This is a genomic window from Pseudooceanicola sediminis (assembly GCF_003575965.1).
GTDB lineage: Bacteria > Pseudomonadota > Alphaproteobacteria > Rhodobacterales > Rhodobacteraceae > Pseudooceanicola > Pseudooceanicola sediminis.
The window spans coordinates 1-17,230 of sequence record NZ_QWJJ01000001.1; the positions used below are offsets into that span (position 1 = coordinate 1).

At 64.8% G+C, this 17,230-nt stretch carries 13 protein-coding genes; 5 read left to right on the forward strand and 8 right to left on the reverse strand.

Annotated elements, in window-relative coordinates; all coding sequences use genetic code 11:
* Nucleotides 1-183: 183 nt before the first annotated feature.
* The 6 genes from DL237_RS00005 to cyoA all read right to left on the reverse strand — a co-directional run bounded on the left by DL237_RS00005 (nt 184) and on the right by cyoA (nt 7,045).
* Nucleotides 184-2,076, reverse strand: a complete 1,893-nt coding sequence (locus DL237_RS00005; protein ID WP_119396977.1) for an adenine deaminase — start codon at nt 2,074-2,076, stop codon at nt 184-186.
* A 104-nt stretch (nt 2,077-2,180) separates the two neighbouring features.
* Complete coding sequence (locus tag DL237_RS00010) at nt 2,181-2,924, reverse strand: SURF1 family protein (RefSeq protein ID WP_119397310.1); 744 nt, start codon at nt 2,922-2,924, stop codon at nt 2,181-2,183.
* 81 nt (nt 2,925-3,005) lie between these two features.
* On the reverse strand, nt 3,006-3,371 hold the full coding sequence (gene cyoD, locus DL237_RS00015; protein WP_119396978.1) for a cytochrome o ubiquinol oxidase subunit IV: 366 nt from the start codon (nt 3,369-3,371) through the stop codon (nt 3,006-3,008).
* Nucleotides 3,371-3,994 carry a cytochrome o ubiquinol oxidase subunit III gene (gene cyoC, locus DL237_RS00020; protein WP_119397311.1) on the reverse strand — a complete coding sequence of 208 codons (624 nt, stop codon included), beginning with the start codon at nt 3,992-3,994 and terminating at the stop codon, nt 3,371-3,373. Before cyoC ends, cyoD begins: the two co-directional genes overlap by 1 nt.
* 2 nt (nt 3,995-3,996) lie before the next feature.
* Nucleotides 3,997-5,994: a cytochrome o ubiquinol oxidase subunit I gene (gene cyoB / locus DL237_RS00025; protein WP_119396979.1), complete on the reverse strand. Its 1,998-nt coding sequence runs from the start codon at nt 5,992-5,994 to the stop codon at nt 3,997-3,999.
* A 1-nt stretch (nt 5,995) separates the two neighbouring features.
* Nucleotides 5,996-7,045: a ubiquinol oxidase subunit II gene (gene cyoA / locus DL237_RS00030; RefSeq protein ID WP_119397312.1), complete on the reverse strand. Its 1,050-nt coding sequence runs from the start codon at nt 7,043-7,045 to the stop codon at nt 5,996-5,998.
* Between the two features lie 696 nt (nt 7,046-7,741).
* Between cyoA and DL237_RS00035 the strand changes: the two genes are divergently transcribed.
* Nucleotides 7,742-8,536, forward strand: a complete 795-nt coding sequence (locus DL237_RS00035) for an undecaprenyl-diphosphate phosphatase (protein ID WP_119396980.1) — start codon at nt 7,742-7,744, stop codon at nt 8,534-8,536.
* Between the two features lie 198 nt (nt 8,537-8,734).
* The gene (locus tag DL237_RS00040) at nt 8,735-10,495 is read left to right on the forward strand and encodes an FkbM family methyltransferase (RefSeq protein WP_119396981.1); all 1,761 of its coding nucleotides are present in this window, start codon (nt 8,735-8,737) and stop codon (nt 10,493-10,495) included.
* A 15-nt stretch (nt 10,496-10,510) separates the two neighbouring features.
* On the opposite strand, the gene DL237_RS00045 is transcribed toward DL237_RS00040, so the two are convergent.
* Complete coding sequence (locus DL237_RS00045; protein ID WP_158585564.1) at nt 10,511-12,703, reverse strand: sulfatase-like hydrolase/transferase; 2,193 nt, start codon at nt 12,701-12,703, stop codon at nt 10,511-10,513.
* Between the two features lie 39 nt (nt 12,704-12,742).
* Nucleotides 12,743-13,909, reverse strand: a complete 1,167-nt coding sequence (locus tag DL237_RS00050) for a hypothetical protein (protein WP_119396983.1) — start codon at nt 13,907-13,909, stop codon at nt 12,743-12,745.
* Nucleotides 13,910-14,407: 498 nt separating this feature from the next.
* Here DL237_RS00050 and DL237_RS00055 point away from each other — a divergent pair, with 498 nt between their 5' ends.
* The 3 genes from DL237_RS00055 to DL237_RS00065 all read left to right on the forward strand — a co-directional run bounded on the left by DL237_RS00055 (nt 14,408) and on the right by DL237_RS00065 (nt 17,219).
* Nucleotides 14,408-15,352: a TRAP transporter substrate-binding protein gene (locus tag DL237_RS00055; protein WP_119397313.1), complete on the forward strand. Its 945-nt coding sequence runs from the start codon at nt 14,408-14,410 to the stop codon at nt 15,350-15,352.
* A gap of 72 nt (nt 15,353-15,424) precedes the next feature.
* Nucleotides 15,425-15,943 (forward strand): TRAP transporter small permease, encoded by a 519-nt coding sequence (locus DL237_RS00060; protein WP_119396984.1) that lies wholly within the window; start codon nt 15,425-15,427, stop codon nt 15,941-15,943.
* The gene (locus tag DL237_RS00065) at nt 15,936-17,219 is read left to right on the forward strand and encodes a TRAP transporter large permease (protein ID WP_119396985.1); all 1,284 of its coding nucleotides are present in this window, start codon (nt 15,936-15,938) and stop codon (nt 17,217-17,219) included. Before DL237_RS00060 ends, DL237_RS00065 begins: the two co-directional genes overlap by 8 nt.
* The last annotated feature ends 11 nt before the right edge of the window (nt 17,220-17,230 follow it).

A 17,230-nucleotide genomic window follows, 5' to 3' on the forward strand; every position in this document is an offset into this window, starting at 1 on the left:
CGGATCGGCGCGGGAGGGGGCGGCGCGGTGCGGGGCGCGGGCTGAGCGGGGCCGCTTGGGCGGGCGCGGCGCGGGGGCGTCGGTATTGCGCGGGGATCGACCTGTAAGTCGTTGATATCGCGAGATTCGAACGTCGGTATTTGAACGGTATCTGAGCTGTATCCGAACGGTGAAAAATCTGCATCACCAGACCACCGGATGCGTGGCCCCTGTGGCGACGTTCACCAGCCCTTCGGGGGCATGATCGGAGGGCGCGACAAGGCACCATTTCCAGGGCGAGCAGGTCAGCGTGGCCCATGCGAGGCGTTCGGGAAAACCGGGTTGCCAGCGCGGGTTGAAGGAGGGTTCGTACAGCCAGTCGATCCCTTCGGCCGCCGTGAGCAGGGCCTGCATGTCGCGATCCAGCGCCTCGGCGGGACGCGCGCTCATCAAGCCGGCGATTTCCCAGCGGATCGTGGCCAGCACCCGACCGCCCGAGACCAGCGCCCAGCCGCCATCCATGTCCGCGACCGTGTTGGCGGCCAGCGCCATGGCATCGTCGGACGAGCCGCAGGCCCAGAGGTTGTGCTTGTCATGGGCCATCGAGCAGGCAATCGCGGTGTCGGGGGTGCGCGGGCCACAGCCGAGCCAGAACATCTTCGACACCGCGCCTTGCCCCGAGAACCGGTCGATCACGGCAAACTTTGTGACGTTGCGGTCGGCATCGCGTTGCACCGCCCCGTCCTGCACCGGCAGGTCCATCGTCAGGAAGTCATCGGCCCAGTGGAAGGGGCGCAGAAGCGCCGCCGTGACCGTCTGGCGACCCGAGGGCGCGGCGATGCGGAAATCGCCGGGCACCAGCGCGCGCCCGACGTTGATGGTTTTCGTCGCCCAGTCGGGCCAGTCGATGCAGGGCACGTCGATCAGGTAGTCGGTGCCGGTGGCGACGTGGCGGCCATCGGCCCAGACCTGATGAATGGAAAAGCTGTCGAGATCGTCGAGCAGCACGATGTCGGCGTAGCGACCGGGCGCGATCAGGCCGACCCATTGTTCCAGCCGCATGTGCCGCGCCGGGTTGATCGTGGCGCATTGCACGGCGATTTCGGGGGCAAGACCGGCGGCAATGGCGGTGCGCACGTTGTGATCGGTCGCGCCGGTTTTCAGCGTGTCGCTGGCAGAGCGGTCATCGGTGGCGAAGGCGACGCGGGACCAGTCGCGCAGGCCAAGATCCAGCAGGCCGCGCACCATTTCGGAAAGCGAGTGGATGCGCAGCTCGATGAACAGCCCGGCGGCGAGCTTGTCCATCGCCTCTTCTGCCGTCCACATCTCATGATCGGAGGAGATTCCGGCGGCGGAAAAGGCGTTGATCGTGGGCAGGTCGGTCAGGCCAGCGGCGTGCCCCTCGACCACGGCGCGGCGTTCCAGCGTGGCGCGGATCATGCCCCAGAGGCGTGTGTGCGAGGGGTTTTCGGGGTCAGAGACGCCGGGCCAGTCCATCACCTCGTCCAGGCCGGCGACCATGCGCGAGGCGTCGAGGAAATCGCGCTGTGCGTCATAACCGAGCCAGCCGCCGCCATGTTCATAGGCGGTGGGGGGGACGGCGGAACCGGGCAGCGGAAAGATTTTCAGCGGCGAGCCACGGCGGCGGGCCTCAAGCCAGAAATCGAGGGTGCGGTCGGCGTTGACGTTGGAAAATTCGTGGCTGGCCTCGCAGGTCCAGGTGTTGCCCCGGGGGATGACGAGGGCGGCCTCATGCTCGGGTGTCAGGTGCGAGGATTCGATGTGCTTGTGCACCTCGCCCAGGCCGGGAACGGCCGAAAGGTCCGGCAGGTCGACGCGGGTTGTGGCGGTGCCGGGCCAGCTGCCTGCGGGGCCGGTGTAGGCGACGCGCTTGCCTGCAATGACGATTTCGCGGTTGTCGCGCCAGAGGCCGGTGCCGGTGTCGAGCAACCGCCCGACGCGCAGAACGGTGTCGGCGGGGGCGCGGCCAAGGGCAACCTGCACGAGGTGCTGGCGGATCGCGACTTCGGTTTCCGGGTTCAGGTCGACGTCGGCGTCAAGGTCGGCATCAACATCGGGAAAGGTCTGGTCTGTCATCGGTATCCTGTGGGCGCACGCGGGCCTCAAAACGCCCCGGTTTGATGACCCGGGGGTAGAACATGTCGCCGGGCCGGGCAAGAGAGGCCGCGAACGGGTTTGTGTCAGCTTTCGCCGGAACCGCCACGGCTGCGGCCCAGTTCGTGCCGCAGAAACAGCGCGTAGCCCGCCAGCACCATCAGGGCCAGTGCGAACCACGTGATCGCATAGCTGAGGTGGGCATTGCGGAAACTGACGACGGTCTGCCCGCCACGCGGCCACGTGTCGCTGTCGGTCTTTTCCTGGTCGACGAAATAGGGCGCGACGTGGCCCAGCCCCTTGGCGGCGGCGATCGCGGCGATGTCGCGGCGATACCAGGCGTCGTCTTCTGGGCGGTTGTCCTGGCTGAACAGCCAGCCCTGATCTTCGGGCAGGCGCAGCAGGCCGGTGACGGTCTGCGGGCCTGTCGGGGCGGCGGTGCGGGTGGCGGGGTCGCGCTGTGCCTCGGGCACGACGCCACGGTTGACCATGACGATGCTGTCGTCATCGCGCCGCAGCGGGGTCATCACCCAATAGGCCGGGCCGAAATCGGAGGGGGTGTAGACCTGAACCTCGTCGTCATTGAGGAAGGTGCCGTGCAGGGTGACATGGCGGTATTCATCGCGCGGCCGGGTGATGGCGGGCCAGTCGGCGGGCCCGGGGGCGGGCTGAGCGGGGGCATGCACGCGGGCATCGACACGTTCGATCAGGTCGATCTTCCAGTGCAGGCGGCGCAGCTGCCAGGTGCCGAGGCTGGCAAAGCCCGTGATGGCGAGCGTGGCAACCAGGGTGACGATGATCAGGAGGGGCCAGCGGAGGGGGCGGGACATGGCGCGAAACTCGGTACGGTCTGGGAAACGGAAAACGGGGCCGGGCGTGCCGGCCCCGTCGAAGGGCAATAAGGGGGCGGATCAGCCCTGTTGCGACTGAAGCGACATCATCTTGTCCATGTCGGGCATAGGCATCATGTTTTCGTTCATGTTGTGCATGACCCAGAGCGAGCCTGCCAGCACGATGACGAGGATGATCACCGCAAAGAGGGTGGCGGCGATGGTCCAGCCCCCCTCGGACGAGCGGTTGACGTGCAGGAAGTAGACCAGGTGCACGATGATCTGCAGGGCGCCGAAGCCCATGATGATGCCGATCTTGAGCATGCGCGAGATGTCCGGCTCTCCCAGAATGATCCCGAAGGGGATCACCGTCAGGATCGCGGCCAGCACGAAACCGGTCATGAGCTGGTTCATGTTGCCATGGCTATGGGTTGAATGATCGCTCATCAGATCAGCCTCACGAGATAGACAAAGGAAAAGACGCCGATCCAGATCAGGTCGAGGAAGTGCCAGAACATGCTGAGCGTCGACAGGCGGCGCATGTTGGCCGTCGTCAGCCCGTGCATGCGCAACTGCACGCAGAGCGTCACCAGCCAGATCAGGCCACCGGTGACGTGCAGGCCGTGGGTGCCGACCAGCACGAAGAACGCCGACAGGAAGGCCGAACGATCAGGGCCTGCGCCGATGTGGATCAGGTGGTTGAACTCGTAGATCTCCATCCCGATGAAGCCGAGGCCGAGCAGACCGGTCACGACCAGCCATTTCAGCGCAGTGTCGAGGCGGTGTGCCTCGGCTTGCAGCATGGCGACGCCGAAGGTGATGGAGGAGAACAGCAGCAACGCCGTCTCGATCAGCACGAAATCGGCCTCGAACAGATCCTTGGGGGCCGGGCCACCGGCGTAGTTGTAGCCCAGCACCGCATAGGTCGCGAAGAGCACCCCGAAGATGATGCAATCGCTCATCAGGTAGATCCAGAAGCCGATGGGCGTCGGGCTTTCGTGGTGGTGATCGGGATGGCTGTCCGGGCCATCGGGCCCGTTCACGGGCCCGGTGACGGGGGTGTCCAACATGGTCATGCCGTGGCTCCCTTGCTTTCGGTGTGCGCGACCTCATCGACGGGGATGTAGTAGTCGCGGTTGTAGTTGAAGGTATGGGCGATGCCGATGGCGATGCAGGCGAACAATGCCAGGATCGCCAGCCACCAGATGTACCAGACCATGGCAAAGCCGAAGGCCAGCGCGAACAGCGAGATCACCGCACCCGTTCCCGTGCCCTTGGGCATGTGGATCGGGGTGTAATGCGTCGACCATTTGAAGCCGGTCTGCTTCATCCGCCAGAATTCGTCGCGGCCGTGCACCTCGATCACCTGCGGAAAGTTGTAGGGCGCAGGTGGCGATTGCGTGGCCCATTCCAGCGTGCGGGCATTCCACGGGTCGGGGCCACAGGCCAGCGCCTTGCGGTTCCTGATCGACACGGCAAAGCCGATGAAGGTCGACAGGATGCCGAAGGCGATCAGCACCGCGCCACAGGCCGCAATGATGAAATAGATCTGCCAGCCGGTGTCCATGTACTGCTGCATCCGGCGCGTCGCGCCCATCAGCCCGAGCGCGTAGAGCGGCAGGAAGGCAAAGTAGAAGCCGATGCACCAGAACCAGAAGGTGCGCTTGCTCCACTTGTCATCGAGGCGGAAGCCGAACGCCTTGGGCCACCAGTAGGTGACGGCCGCGTAGACGCCGAACACCACGCCGCCGATGATCACGTTGTGAAAGTGCGCGATCAGGAACAGGGTATTGTGCAGCTGGAAATCGACCGGGGGAACGGCCAGCAGAACGCCGGTCATGCCGCCGATGGTGAAGGTGACGATGAAGCCCAGTGTCCAGAGCATCGGCACTTCGAGGCGCACGCTGCCCTTGTACATCGTGAACAGCCAGTTGAAGACCTTGACCCCCGTCGGCACCGCGATGATCATCGTGGTGATACCGAAGAAGGTGTTCACGCTGGCACCGGACCCCATGGTGAAGAAGTGGTGCAGCCAGACGACGAAGGACAGCACCATGATGCAGGCCGTGGCCCAGACCATGGTCTTGTACCCGAACAGCGGCTTGCCCGAGAACGTCGCCACGACTTCGGAAAACACACCGAAGATCGGCAGGATCAGGATGTAGACCTCGGGGTGGCCCCAGATCCAGATCAGGTTGACGTACATCATCGCGTTGCCACCAAGGTCATTGGTGAAGAAGTGCGTGCCGAGGTAGCGATCCAGCGTCAGCAGGGTCAGCGTGGCGGTCAGCACCGGAAAGGCGGCGACGATCAGCACGTTGGTACACAGCGCGGTCCAGGTAAAGACGGGCATGTCGAACAGCTTCATCCCCGGCGCGCGCATCTTGAAGATGGTGGCGATCAGGTTGATGCCCGACAGCGTGGTGCCGACCCCGGCGATTTGCAGCGACCACAGGTAGTAGTCCATCCCCGGCCCGGTCGAGAAAGAGGCCCCCGACAGGGGCGGAAAGGCCAGCCAGCCGACCCGCGCGAATTCACCCACGAACAGCGACACGTTGACCAGCAAGGCGCCGGCAACCGTCATCCAGAACGAGAAGTTGTTCAGGAACGGAAAGGCCACGTCGCGGGCCCCGATCTGTGTCGGCATGACGAAGTTCATGATGCCGGTGACGAAGGCCATCGCGACGAAGAAGATCATGATCACGCCGTGCGCGGTAAAGACCTGGTCGAAGTGGTGCGGCGGCAGATAGCCCTCGGCGCCACCGGCGGCCAGCGCCTGCTGCGCCCGCATCATCAGCGCGTCGGCAAAGCCACGCACCATCATGATAAAGCCCAGCACCATGTACATGATGCCGATCTTCTTGTGATCGACGGTGGTGACCCAGTTCTTCCAGAACGGCACCCAGAGGCGATAGCGGGTCATTACCGCCAGCACCGCCAGCCCGCCCAGCACGATAGCCAGGAAGGTGCCGACAAGGATCGGTTCGTGATAGGGAATCCAGTCGAGGGACAGCCGACCGAAGATCGGAGAGACCGTTTCCTGCGTTGTTTCAACGACTTCTGTTGACATATCAGTTGTGCTCCATTGCCGGGGCCGAACGGGTGTGTTCTTGGACATCGGGGGCGTCGTTGGCACCGGTATCGTCGTTGCCATCGATCAGGCCCGCGCCGGGGGCCTGCATCAGGTTGCCGAAACCGTCGATCATGCGCTGGCCATCGTATTCGTAGGCGGCCTTGTCACCGATACCGGCCAGGCCTCCGCCGCCGTGCATGTCGGTCATCATCATCTGGTCCATGCAGACCTTGCCCTCCTCGACGCAGAGGCCGACGATACGCTCGAACAGTTCGGGGTCGGGGTCGGTGTAGAGGGTGACGGGATTTCCGATGGAGGGTTTTTCCAGCGCGAGATAGGCGTCGCGGGTCAGGGCGGTGCCCTCGGCCCTGGCGGAAGAGACCCAGGCATCGAAATCAGCATCGCTCATCGCGTCGGTATCGAAGGTCATCTGCGAGAAGCCGGGCCCGGAATAATGCGCGGAGCGGCCCGCGAAGGTGCCGACCTCATCCGCGATCATGTGGATCCTGGTTTCCATGCCGGCCATCGAATAGACCATGCCGGACAGCGCCGGGATCGACAGCGTGTTCATCACCGTGCTGGAGGTAAGGCGGAAGTTCACCGGGCGATTGACCGGGATCGCCAGTTCGTTGACCGAGGCGACACCGTATTGCGGATAGATGAACAGCCATTTCCAGTCGAGCGAGACGGCCTCGACCTCGATCGGCTCGCCCGCGTGGGCAAGGTCGAGGGGGCGGTAGGGGTCAAGCCGGTGGGTGTAGATCCAGGTGAAGACACCGAGCGCGATGACGATGGCGACAGGGGCGCTCCAGATCAGGACTTCGAGTTTGTTGGAATGGGCGAAGTCAGGTTCGTAGTCGGATTTGTCGGGGCGGTCCGCGCGGTATTTCCACGGAAAGTAGACGCCCATGAAGATCACCGGAATGATCACGATGAGCATGAGAAGAGTCGAGATGATCAGAAGGTTACGCTCCTGTCCGGCGACCCAGCCGGAGGGGTGGAGCACATCGTACTGACATCCCGACAAGGACACTGCCAAAAGCAGCATCAGAGGGATCTTGAAGGGTTTCAACACTGCTTGCCTCTTGCGCGGTTGACGGGCGGGCCGGTCGCGGGACCGGCAACCCGTAGGAAGGAGAGCCGGTGCGCAAAACGGAGGGGGCGCGACCGGACTTGTGCCGCGGCGAATATGCCGCCGCCGACAGGAGCGCGAGGCGTCACACGGCCGCACCTTGCGCAACTTGCCGTTTAATCACAAATGCTTGAGGTGAAATGCGTGCAACCGGGGGTGGACCGCGCGGCGGGGTTCGCATGGCCGGGCAATGGGCCTGAAGTCGCATCTGCGACGCATATATCCCAACAAAACCGGGCGCTTTGGCGGGGCTGCGTCGCGACGCGGGCCTGAGCGATTTCCCGCTGTGCGGGTTCGCGGGCGACGGGTCATTTCGCAGGTGCAGCATCGTCGTGCACGCGGGGATTGCGCACGCTTGAGCACGGCGCAGAGCGGCAATGATCTGAGCGCAGGGCAGAGCGTGAAATTTGTGACCCGGACCCCGCGGCGTGGGGTCCAAAGGGGGGGTGGCCAGGGGCGAAGAGTCGGCGCGGGCGCGGATCGCGCAGGGGGGTGCGGCACAAATCCACGTGTGGCCCGCAAGTTTGCTGTTGCGAAGGCCGCCCGGCCGCGGGCAAGCATTTCGAGCGCCTGCCGGGACTTGCGCGTTTTGCCTATTCGGGACCTGTCATCATGGATTTCATCAATGCCGCGCTCCTCGGGATCATCGAGGGGATCACGGAGTTTCTGCCCATATCATCGACCGGGCATCTGATCATCGCGGAAACCTGGTTGGGCGCGCGCTCCGAAACCTTCAACGTGGTGATCCAGGCGGGGGCGATTCTGGCGGTGACGCTGATCTACTGGCGGCGGATCGTCAGCCTGCTGACCGGCTGGAACGACCCTGAGGCGCGCGATTACCTGGGCAAGATCCTGATTGCCTTTGCCATCACCGGGGTGCTGGGCCTGATCGTCAAGAAGCTGGGATTCGAACTGCCGACGGAAATCAGGCCGGTCGCCTGGGCGCTGGTGATCGGTGGCATCTGGATGCTGCTCGCCGAGGCGCTGGCGGCGCGGTTGCCCGATCGCACGCGAGTCACGCTGAGCGTGGCGATCGCGGTGGGGCTGGCGCAGATCGTGGCCGGGGTGTTTCCGGGCACCTCGCGATCGGCCACCACGATTTTTGTCGCGATGCTGCTGGGGTTGTCGAACCGGGCGGCGGCGACCGAGTTTGCCTTTCTCGTCGGGATACCCACGATGTACGCGGCCAGCGGATACGAGCTGTTGTCGCAGCTGAAGGACGGCGGCATCGAGGAAGACTGGAGCGCGCTTGGCGTGGCGTTCGTGTTTTCCACGCTTACGGCGTTCATTGCCGTGAAATGGCTGCTGGGTTTCATCCGCAGCCACCGTTTCACGTCGTTCGCGATCTATCGCATCGCCTTTGGCGGGGCGCTGCTGGCGGCGGTGTCGGCCGGTCTGCTGACCTGACGCCGCGGGCGGCGCCCGCGCAGGGCGGCGGCCTGGCATTGGGGGTGGCGCATTTATCAGGACGGCGCAGCATGCGGCAGCGCGACGGGAAGACGCGGGGTTTGGCCGGGAGGGTGCGAAAATTCTGGTGATCATTAACCCGTGGTGGCACGGTTTAGGTTAGACCGGACCTGCCGTAGCCCCAGGAAGAAGACGCTGATGATGGCGAGCCCGAAGCGGACGTACGATGAAATTCTGGATCTGCACGGGATCAAGGTGCCGCTGTACGCCGACGTCGTGACGCCGAAGATCGAGCGTCAGATGCGCGTCGGGCACTATGAGGCGGGCGAAAGCCGGGCCGCGCGGGCATTTGTGCGCGCGGGCGACAGGGTGCTTGAGCTGGGGGGGGGACTCGGGGTGATCTCCTCTGTCGTGGGGCGGATCGAGGGCGTCGAGAAGGTGCTGTCGATCGAGGCCAATCCGCAGTTGATCGAGGTGATCCGGGAAACGCAGCGTCTGAACGGCGTGGACAGGTGCGAGGTGCGTCACGGCGTGATCGACAGCCATGACCGCGACAGCGTGGCGTTCTATGTGCGACCGGATTTCTGGGCGTCCAGCATGACGCCGGACGCGCCCGTGTCCGGTGCCCAATCCGGTGCGGTCGATGCGGAGCGGCCCGGCCATCACGAAACGGTTTCGGTGCCGGGTCTGTCGCTGGATCGTCTGGTGCAGGAGTTCCGCCCCAGCGTCCTGATCGCGGATATCGAGGGGGGCGAGCTGGATCTGTTCGAGAGCAGCGCCCTGAACGGTGTGCGCACGATCATCATCGAGCTGCATCCAGGCGTCTATGGCACTGCGGGGCAGGAGCGGATCTTGTCGACCTTGCGCGGGCTTGGGTTCGTGATCGACGCGGATCATCTGAAAGGGTCGGTCTGGGTATTGCATCGGCAGGCGGTGCCCGCGCTGTCGCCGCCCGGGCATCGGGGCGCAGCCCCCCGCATCGCCATCGTGACCTGCATGAAGAACGAAGGCCCGTTCCTGTTGGAATGGCTGGCCTATCATCGCGCCATCGGCGTGACGGATTTCGTCATCTTCACCAACGATTGCACGGATGGCACCGACCGGATGCTGGACAGGCTGGATGCGGCCGGGGTGGTCACGCACCTGCCGAACCCGGCCACTTTGGTCGGCTCGACGTATTTTCAGCCTGTCGCGCTGAAATATGCGTGCCAGTTGCCGCAGGTGCGGCGGGCGGATTACGTGATGTGCATCGACGTGGACGAATTCGTCACCATCCGCGCCGGGGCGGGCCGGTTCAGCGACCTGTTGCAGGCGGCAGGCCCGTTTCATGCCCTGTCGATGAGCGAGCTGAACTTTACCAGCAGCGCGACCTGGGGTTTCGAGGATTGCTGGCTGACGGAGCGGTTTCGCGATCATGAGACGCCGACGCCGGGACATTGGCAGGCACGGCGCGGGGTCAAGACAATCGTGCACGGCATTGAAAACATTCGCGCGATCCAGGTGCACCGGCCCTATCTGACGCCGGGCACCGAGGCGGATTTCGTCTGGCTGGACGGATCGGGACGCGCCTTTGACAGGTCGTTCACCTTTTACGATCCGCAGAACGGGGTCGACCGACGCGGGCGCTATGACCTGGTCTGCCTGAACCATTACGCGCTGCGCAGCGTCGAGAGCTATCTGCTGAAGCTGGACCGCGGGGATGCCGTTTCGCCGCGCAACGTGGTGGACGGCACGTATTTTCGCAAACGTTCGATCGGGGGGGCGGCCCTGGGCTGGATCGATCCGATGGTGCCCGCCGCGCGCCGGGAATGGAGCGTGCTGATGCAGGACGACGTTCTGGCGGGGCTGCACGACGCGGCGGTCGCGGCCCACAAGGCGCGACTGAGCCATATCGCGGAACGTCCCGAAATCGCGGGCATCGCGGCGTGGATCCGCGAGACATATTTTGCCGCGCGATAACCGGGTCTGCGCCATTTACTGCCAAGCGTCCCCGTGCCCTTCGGCGCCATCGGGGGGTGAGGCGGGCCTGGGCGTGAGGACGACGCCGGTGACGGTTGGGGCAATGTCGTCACGCCGGCTTGTCGCGAGGCGGAGGCTTTCCGTGCCGCAGGTCAGCACCACGTCGTCCTGCACCTGCCGGATCCGTACCGGCCCCATCACCGCCCAGTCCGACAGGTCGATCACCCCTGTGCGGAACCCCCGCACCAATTGCGGCAGGCCTGTGCGCAGAAAGATCAGCGTCGTGATGCCCTGGGTGGCGTCGATGGTGTTCTGACCAGCGTCGAGGGTGATGCGGCTTTGCCCCGGTCCGGTGGTGATCATGTTGACGCCGCCACCGGAATAGATGGTGTCGTTGCCCATTCCGGCAAAGATCACGGCATTGCCGCTGCCGCCGTGGATCAGGTTGTTGCCGTCGATGGCATGGATGGTGTCCTGGCCTTCGCCGCCATGGATCGTGGCATCCGACACCCCGGCGTGAACCCGGTTTTCACCGCGCCCAAGGTGGGCGGTCAGGCTGTCGCTGGAGGTGGTGATGTCGTCGCCGCCATCCCCCCCGACCACATCCAGCGCAAACCGGTTGTGGCCCCCGGCAAAGAAGATCCGGTTGCCGGCGTCGTTGCACTGGATGCGAAAACGCGTGACGCCGCCGTTGGTGTCGGAGGCGAAAAGCAGCTCTCGGATGCCATCGGCGAGGTCGAGCGTGCCGTTTTCGCGCAGCGTGGCGAAGTGCTTGCGATGGCCCGGGGCGGACAGGCCTGCGGGCGCGGACCCCACCGTGATCACGCCGTTCGTGGGCAGCGATTGCAAGGGCGGGCCACCGTCGTGCACCGATATGTAGTCGGCCGTGCCGGAGTGCGGCGGATCGCCCGCCGCCGCGATGAGCAGGCCATAATCGCGGCAGGTGGCCAGCAGGCTGCTGCGCATTTTGGCGTAGTGCGGGTGATCGGGGCCCAGATCGGTGGTCAGCCAGGGGTCGTGCGTCACGTCATAGAGGGCGCTGGTGCCGTCCTGATAGAGCGTGACGCGCAGGTCGCCTTGCCGGATTGAGGCGCTGCCATACCAAAAGGTCGGCACGGCGCGATCGGGCGCGCGCCCCCCCTCGACCAGCGGACGCAGGGAGGTGCCGACCGCGTGGCGCATCGGGCGCGCCCCGGCATAGTCCAGGATGGTCGGCCCCAGGTCGAGCAGGGCCACGGGGTCATCGACGACGCGCGCGGGTTGGCGCGGATCATGCACGATCAGCGGGACACGCGTCGCCTCTTCCCACAAGGTGAATTTGCGGAAACGGTTCTTGTCGCCCATGTGGTAGCCGTGATCGGAGAAGATCACGACGACGGTGTCGTCTGCGTGGGGCGAGGCCTTGAGCGCGTCCCAGACCCGGCCGATATGGCTGTCGACATGGCTGAAAGCCGAGAAATAGTTGCGGACGGATTTCTGCCAGTCCTCGACCGCGCCGGCCGTGTCCATGTTTTCCTGCATGAAGGTGGCGGTGAAGGCATTGAGATCGAAGCCCTGCGCCCAGTCGGCCGGCTGGATGAAATCCTCGACCGGGTACATCTGCTTGAAGCGATCCGGGGTGCGGAACGGCGGGTGCGGGTGGTGAAAGCCGACCTCTCGGTAAAACGGCGCGGCGGCGTCGTAGGATTTGAGGAACCGGATGGCGTGCTGGGACGAACGGTAATCGTAGTAGGCGCGGTCATCGGCGGTATCGGTGGTGCCAGCGCCGTTCATGCGCCCGCCATACTGGATTGCGGGGGCGTCGCGTTTCGGGCCGAAATAGACCTGCGCCGCGGGATGCGAATAGAGCGTGTCGTGCACCGCGGGGGGCAGGGGTTTGTAACCATGGTGGATCTTGCCCGCGGTGGCGCAGTGATAGCCCGCCTGCCGCAGGCGGTATTGCCACATCTGTTCGGGGCGCAGCAGGTCAAAGATGTTGGTGTAATTGTCAAAGATGCCGGTGGCATAGGGCGACAGGCCCGACATGGCGCTGGCCCGGCTGGGTCCACAGATCGGCACCTGGCAATAGGCCGAGGTGAACAATGCGGAGTTGGCGCAGATCCGGTCGAGGTTGGGCGTGTGCAGCGTGGCCCCGAACGCGGTACGGTAGCGCCAGAAGGCGAAGGCGTCGTCCATGCCGATCAGGATCACGTTGCGCCGGTCTGCCATCTGCATCTTCTTTCTTGCCTTTGCGTTGCGCGGCCGGGGTCAGCCGGTGACCACCTTTTGAAGGCCCGACAGGGCGTAGCGCCGCAGCACATGCCCCGGAACGGCCAGGCTGTCGGCCTGCCATGTGTCGCGCAGGCCGCCGCGATTGGCGGCGCGGTCCTGCTGTCCATCCGCCGTGGCGCCCCAGGCATAGCTGAGCGAGAGCGCGGCGCCGGTCGGGGCCTTGTCGCAGAAGATCCTGACGATGGGGGGCCCGCGCATGACCCGCACGCCCGTGATCTGCGCGCCGTTGTCGCAACCGTGCAGGGCAAATCCATGCGGTTCGTCGGGGTCGAACGCCAGCCCGGCGTCGGTGATGAAATGCGCCCTGAGTTCATCGCCGTCGGGGTGCACCAGGCTGAGAGAAGGGCAGCGCCAGGGGGTGCCCTGCTGGGTCTGGCGGACCGCCAGCACCTTGATCTCGTCCATCAGGGCGGCGCTGGTTGCGTCGTGCGTTGCGGGCATTCCGGGCAGAAAGCCATAGGGATAGCCGGGTGTCGCGACGATGAATTTCAGTGTCGGGTGATCCAGGTCCAGCCGCGCCTCGGCCAGGATCACGCCCGATGTGCCATCGTCACGGGTGCCTGCCGACTGGGCCACGACGATATGCGGCACGCTGGCCTGTCCGGTCGTCGCGGCCACGGCGCGCCCCAGCCAAAGGGCGGTCCGGGCATAATGCGCGTCGGCCTGCGCTTCGTCGGTGTCGGGCGCACCGCTGAGCAGGGAAAGGTCGATGCGATCGACATGCAGGTGCTTTTGCCAGCGCGACAGCGCCTGTGCGCCGGTGGCAAGTTGGTCGTTCAGCGTCGCGGCCAGGGGCGCATCGGGTGCGGCCTCGGCCAGGGTCAGGCCGGGTTGCTGTGCCTCGATGGCCAGAACGGTGCGAAAGGCCAGGCCGTCGCGGCGGGCGTGCATCTGCGTCAGGACCGCCTGCGACCGGGCCGCCAGATCAGGGGCCGCACCACTGAGGTGCTGGTTCACGACGTGATAGTCAAAGCGTTCGGGCAGGGTGCGCGGGCTGCTGCGCATGTCGCCAAAGCTGAGCATGGCCAGCGCCAGCGGCGGGGTCTGGGCCAGGGTCAGGCGTTCGCGTTCCTCGTATCCCATCAGTTGACCGCGATACTGATCCGAAAGATAGCGCAGGGCGGATCCGTCCCGCTGTATCATCCAGGCATTGCCGCGCGTGCGCGGCGTGTCCGGCGCGGTTGCGGCCTGTGGTTCGGGATCTGATCCCGCCTGTAATCCGGCGTTTGATCCGGCGTGTAATCCGGCCTGTGATCGGGGGGGCGTTGGTGGGGCGGGTGGCATTGGTGTGACCTGATCCTAAACGCTCTTTGGGTCGCCGCGCGGTGATGCCGCGCCAAGGGCACCCGGTGACCCCATCCCATGACCCCAGATGGCCGCAGTTGCCGCGATACTGGACCATCAACCTGCATCAGGGCAACAGATCCTTTCGCGGTCGCGCGGCGCCCCGACAACAGTGCCAAGGGGGTGCGGTGCGGCGATCGCGCCGTGGCAACACCGGCCCGACAGGGCGGCGAAGTCGGGCGACGGCCATTGCCATTGTCCAGACCACGGGATAGCAATTCGCGGAATCAAGATGTCAATGAGGGAGGACATTCGATGTTTTTGAAGGGAATTCGGGGCACGGCGCTGCTTGGTGCCATGGCCAGTGTGACCGCAGGCGCGGCCATGGCACAGACCGAAGTCAAGATCGCCTATGCGCTGGCGCCGGACTCGCACTATGGTGTGGCGGCCCAGAAATGGCAGGACGTGGTCGAAGCCGAGACCGATGGAAAGTTCACCTTTCGGCATTTCCCGTCCTCGGCACTGGGTGGGGAACGCGAAGTGATCGAGGGGCTTCAGCTGGGCACCGTCGAGGCCACGATCGTGTCGACCGGCACGCTGAGCAACTTTGTGCCCGAGACGGGGGTGACGGACATTCCGTTCCTGTTCCGCAGCCTGGAACACGCACGTCACGTGCTGGACGGGCCGATCGGGCAGGAAATCCTGGCCAAGTTCGACGATGCCGGGATGGTCGCGATGGCCTGGGGCGAACAGGGTTTTCGTCACATCACCAACAACCGCAACCCGATCGAGACGCCCGAAGACCTGGCGGGCATGAAGCTGCGCACGATGGAAAACCCGGTGCACCTGGCCGCCTTCAACGCGCTCGGCGCGGCACCGACGCCGATGGCCTGGCCCGAAGTGATCGGCGCGCTGCAACAGGGCACCATCGACGGTCAGGAAAACCCGCTGTCGGTGATCGTGTCGGTCAAGCTGAACGAAGTGCAGAAATACCTGACGCTGTCCGGGCACGTCTATTCGCCCGCGATGCTGCTGGTGTCCAAGCCGTTCTGGGAAGGTCTGTCGGATGAGGACAAGGCCGCCTTTGAGGAGGGTGCGTCCGAGGCGGTCGTGGCCATGCGCGCCTTTGTCGACAATGTCGAAAGCAGCGGCGTCGAGACGCTGAAAGAGCGTGGCATGGAGGTCAACACCCTGTCGCCAGAGCAAAAGGCGGCGTTCCGCGCCTCGGTCGAGGGGGCCTATGAAGGGTACTACGAGACCTACGGCAAGGACCTGATCGACCGCATTTCCGCGACGGAATAAGCGCTGTTTCCATGATGGATTGGCTGGCGGCGACTGCTGCCGGCCAATTCGTGTTTTACCGCCGGAGGAAAGATGCGCAGGCTGGAACGTGTATTCGTCGCGCTGAACGGGGCTGTCGTGATCGCGATACTGTCGTCGATGGCGCTGATCGTCGGGGCGAATGTGACCCTGCGCTATACCACCAATCATTCGCTGCCATGGGCCGATGAGGCGGCGCGCTATCTGATGATCTGGATGACGTTTCTGGGTGCCGGGCTGGCGTTGCGGTGGGGTGGGCATGTGGCCATCACCAATCTGCACGATGTCCTGACGACCCGTGGCCAGCGGGTGTTGCGGGCGGTCATCGTGCTGGTCCTGCTGCTGTTCTTTGCCTTCATGGTGCATGTCGGCCTGCAATACATGGACCGCGCCCGTTTCCAGAAGACCCCGGCGCTGCGCCTGTCATTCCTGTATGTCTATGCCGCGATGCCGGTGGGATTCAGCCTGCTGATCGTGCATCTGTTGCTGATCGCGAGACAGTTCATCCGCGCCGGCCATTTCGAGGAGGCCGAGGGCGCGGGCAACGCGATCTCGGGGGCGGCAAATGGTTGAGATCCTGTTTGCGTCGCTGTTCGTGCTGATGGTGCTGGGGTTGCCGGTGGCCTTTGCCATGGCGATTTCCGTCTTTGTCGCGATTGGCCTGGGCAGTTCGTATCCACAGATCGTGGTGGTCAAGGAGATGTTCTCGGGGCTGGACAGCTTTCCTCTCCTCGCGGTGCCGTTCTTTATCCTGGCCGCCGAGATCATGACCGGAGGCGCGATAACCACGACATTGTTGCGTTTCGCGGCGCAGTTCGTCGGGCATCTGCGCGGCGGGCTGGGCTATGCCAACGTGATTTCCTCGACCATGTTTGCCGGTATTTCCGGCTCGGCGCTGGCGGATGCGGCGGGACCGGGCGCGATGATGATCCGCATGATGGAAAAGGGCGGCTATGACCGGGCCTATGCGGGCGCGTTGACGATTTCCAGCGCGGTGATCGGGCCGATCATCCCGCCGTCCATCGTGATGATCATCTATGCGTTGCAGGACGAGGCGGTGTCGGTGGGGTCGCTGTTCATGGCGGGGGTGATACCGGGGTTGCTGCTGGGGATCGGCAACCTGGTGGCCAACGGTGTGGTCAGCTGGAAGCGCGATTACCGCAGTGATGCGCCGCGCCCGGACAAGGCCGAGATGCTGCGCACCACGGTCAAGGCGATGCCGGCACTGGGACTGATCGTGCTGATTGTCGGCGGCATTCGCGGTGGCATCTTTACCCCGACCGAAGCGTCGGTGATCGCGGTGTTCTATGCGTTGTTCTGCGGCATGGTGATCTACCGGGCGCTGCAGTGGCGCGATCTGCCGGGGATCATCCTGCGCGCCGCACTGATCAGTGCGGCGGTGCTGCTGATCCTTGGCGCGGCGCGCGCGTTCGCCTGGGTGCTGGTGATCGAGGGGCTGCCGCAATTCCTGGCGCAGACCATCATCAGCTGGGACCTGTCGCCCATCGTGTTCCTGCTGGCGGTCAACCTGCTGATGCTGATTTTCGGCCTGTTCATGGACCCGTTGCCGGGGGTGATGATCCTGGTGCCGATCCTGGCGCCGATCAGCCATGCTCTCGGCATCGCGCCGGATCACTTTGCCATCGTGGTCATCGTCAACCTGACGCTGGGATTGACGACGCCGCCGGTGGGCAGCCTGATCTTTGTCGTATCTTCGGCCGCCAATCTGCGGCCCGCCGCGCTGGTACGGGAAATGCCGCCGTTCTTTCTGGCGAACCTGATCGTGCTGATGTTGTTGACGTTCGTACCGATGCTGAGCACCTGGCTGCCGGGGATCAGCGGCTTTTGACACCTGACGCC

What these genes read in the sequence shown, in the direction of transcription:
- DL237_RS00005 (WP_119396977.1), bottom strand. Translation starts at nt 2,076, where the DNA reads ATGACAGACCAGACCTTTCCCGATGTTGATGCCGACCTTGACGCCGAC.
- DL237_RS00010 (WP_119397310.1), bottom strand. Translation starts at nt 2,924, where the DNA reads ATGTCCCGCCCCCTCCGCTGGCCCCTCCTGATCATCGTCACCCTGGTT.
- cyoD (WP_119396978.1), bottom strand. Translation starts at nt 3,371, where the DNA reads ATGAGCGATCATTCAACCCATAGCCATGGCAACATGAACCAGCTCATG.
- cyoC (WP_119397311.1), bottom strand. Translation starts at nt 3,994, where the DNA reads ATGTTGGACACCCCCGTCACCGGGCCCGTGAACGGGCCCGATGGCCCG.
- cyoB (WP_119396979.1), bottom strand. Translation starts at nt 5,994, where the DNA reads ATGTCAACAGAAGTCGTTGAAACAACGCAGGAAACGGTCTCTCCGATC.
- cyoA (WP_119397312.1), bottom strand. Translation starts at nt 7,045, where the DNA reads ATGCTGCTTTTGGCAGTGTCCTTGTCGGGATGTCAGTACGATGTGCTC.
- DL237_RS00035 (WP_119396980.1), top strand. Translation starts at nt 7,742, where the DNA reads ATGGATTTCATCAATGCCGCGCTCCTCGGGATCATCGAGGGGATCACG.
- DL237_RS00040 (WP_119396981.1), top strand. Translation starts at nt 8,735, where the DNA reads ATGATGGCGAGCCCGAAGCGGACGTACGATGAAATTCTGGATCTGCAC.
- DL237_RS00045 (WP_158585564.1), bottom strand. Translation starts at nt 12,703, where the DNA reads ATGGCAGACCGGCGCAACGTGATCCTGATCGGCATGGACGACGCCTTC.
- DL237_RS00050 (WP_119396983.1), bottom strand. Translation starts at nt 13,909, where the DNA reads ATGATACAGCGGGACGGATCCGCCCTGCGCTATCTTTCGGATCAGTAT.
- DL237_RS00055 (WP_119397313.1), top strand. Translation starts at nt 14,408, where the DNA reads ATGGCCAGTGTGACCGCAGGCGCGGCCATGGCACAGACCGAAGTCAAG.
- DL237_RS00060 (WP_119396984.1), top strand. Translation starts at nt 15,425, where the DNA reads ATGCGCAGGCTGGAACGTGTATTCGTCGCGCTGAACGGGGCTGTCGTG.
- DL237_RS00065 (WP_119396985.1), top strand. Translation starts at nt 15,936, where the DNA reads ATGGTTGAGATCCTGTTTGCGTCGCTGTTCGTGCTGATGGTGCTGGGG.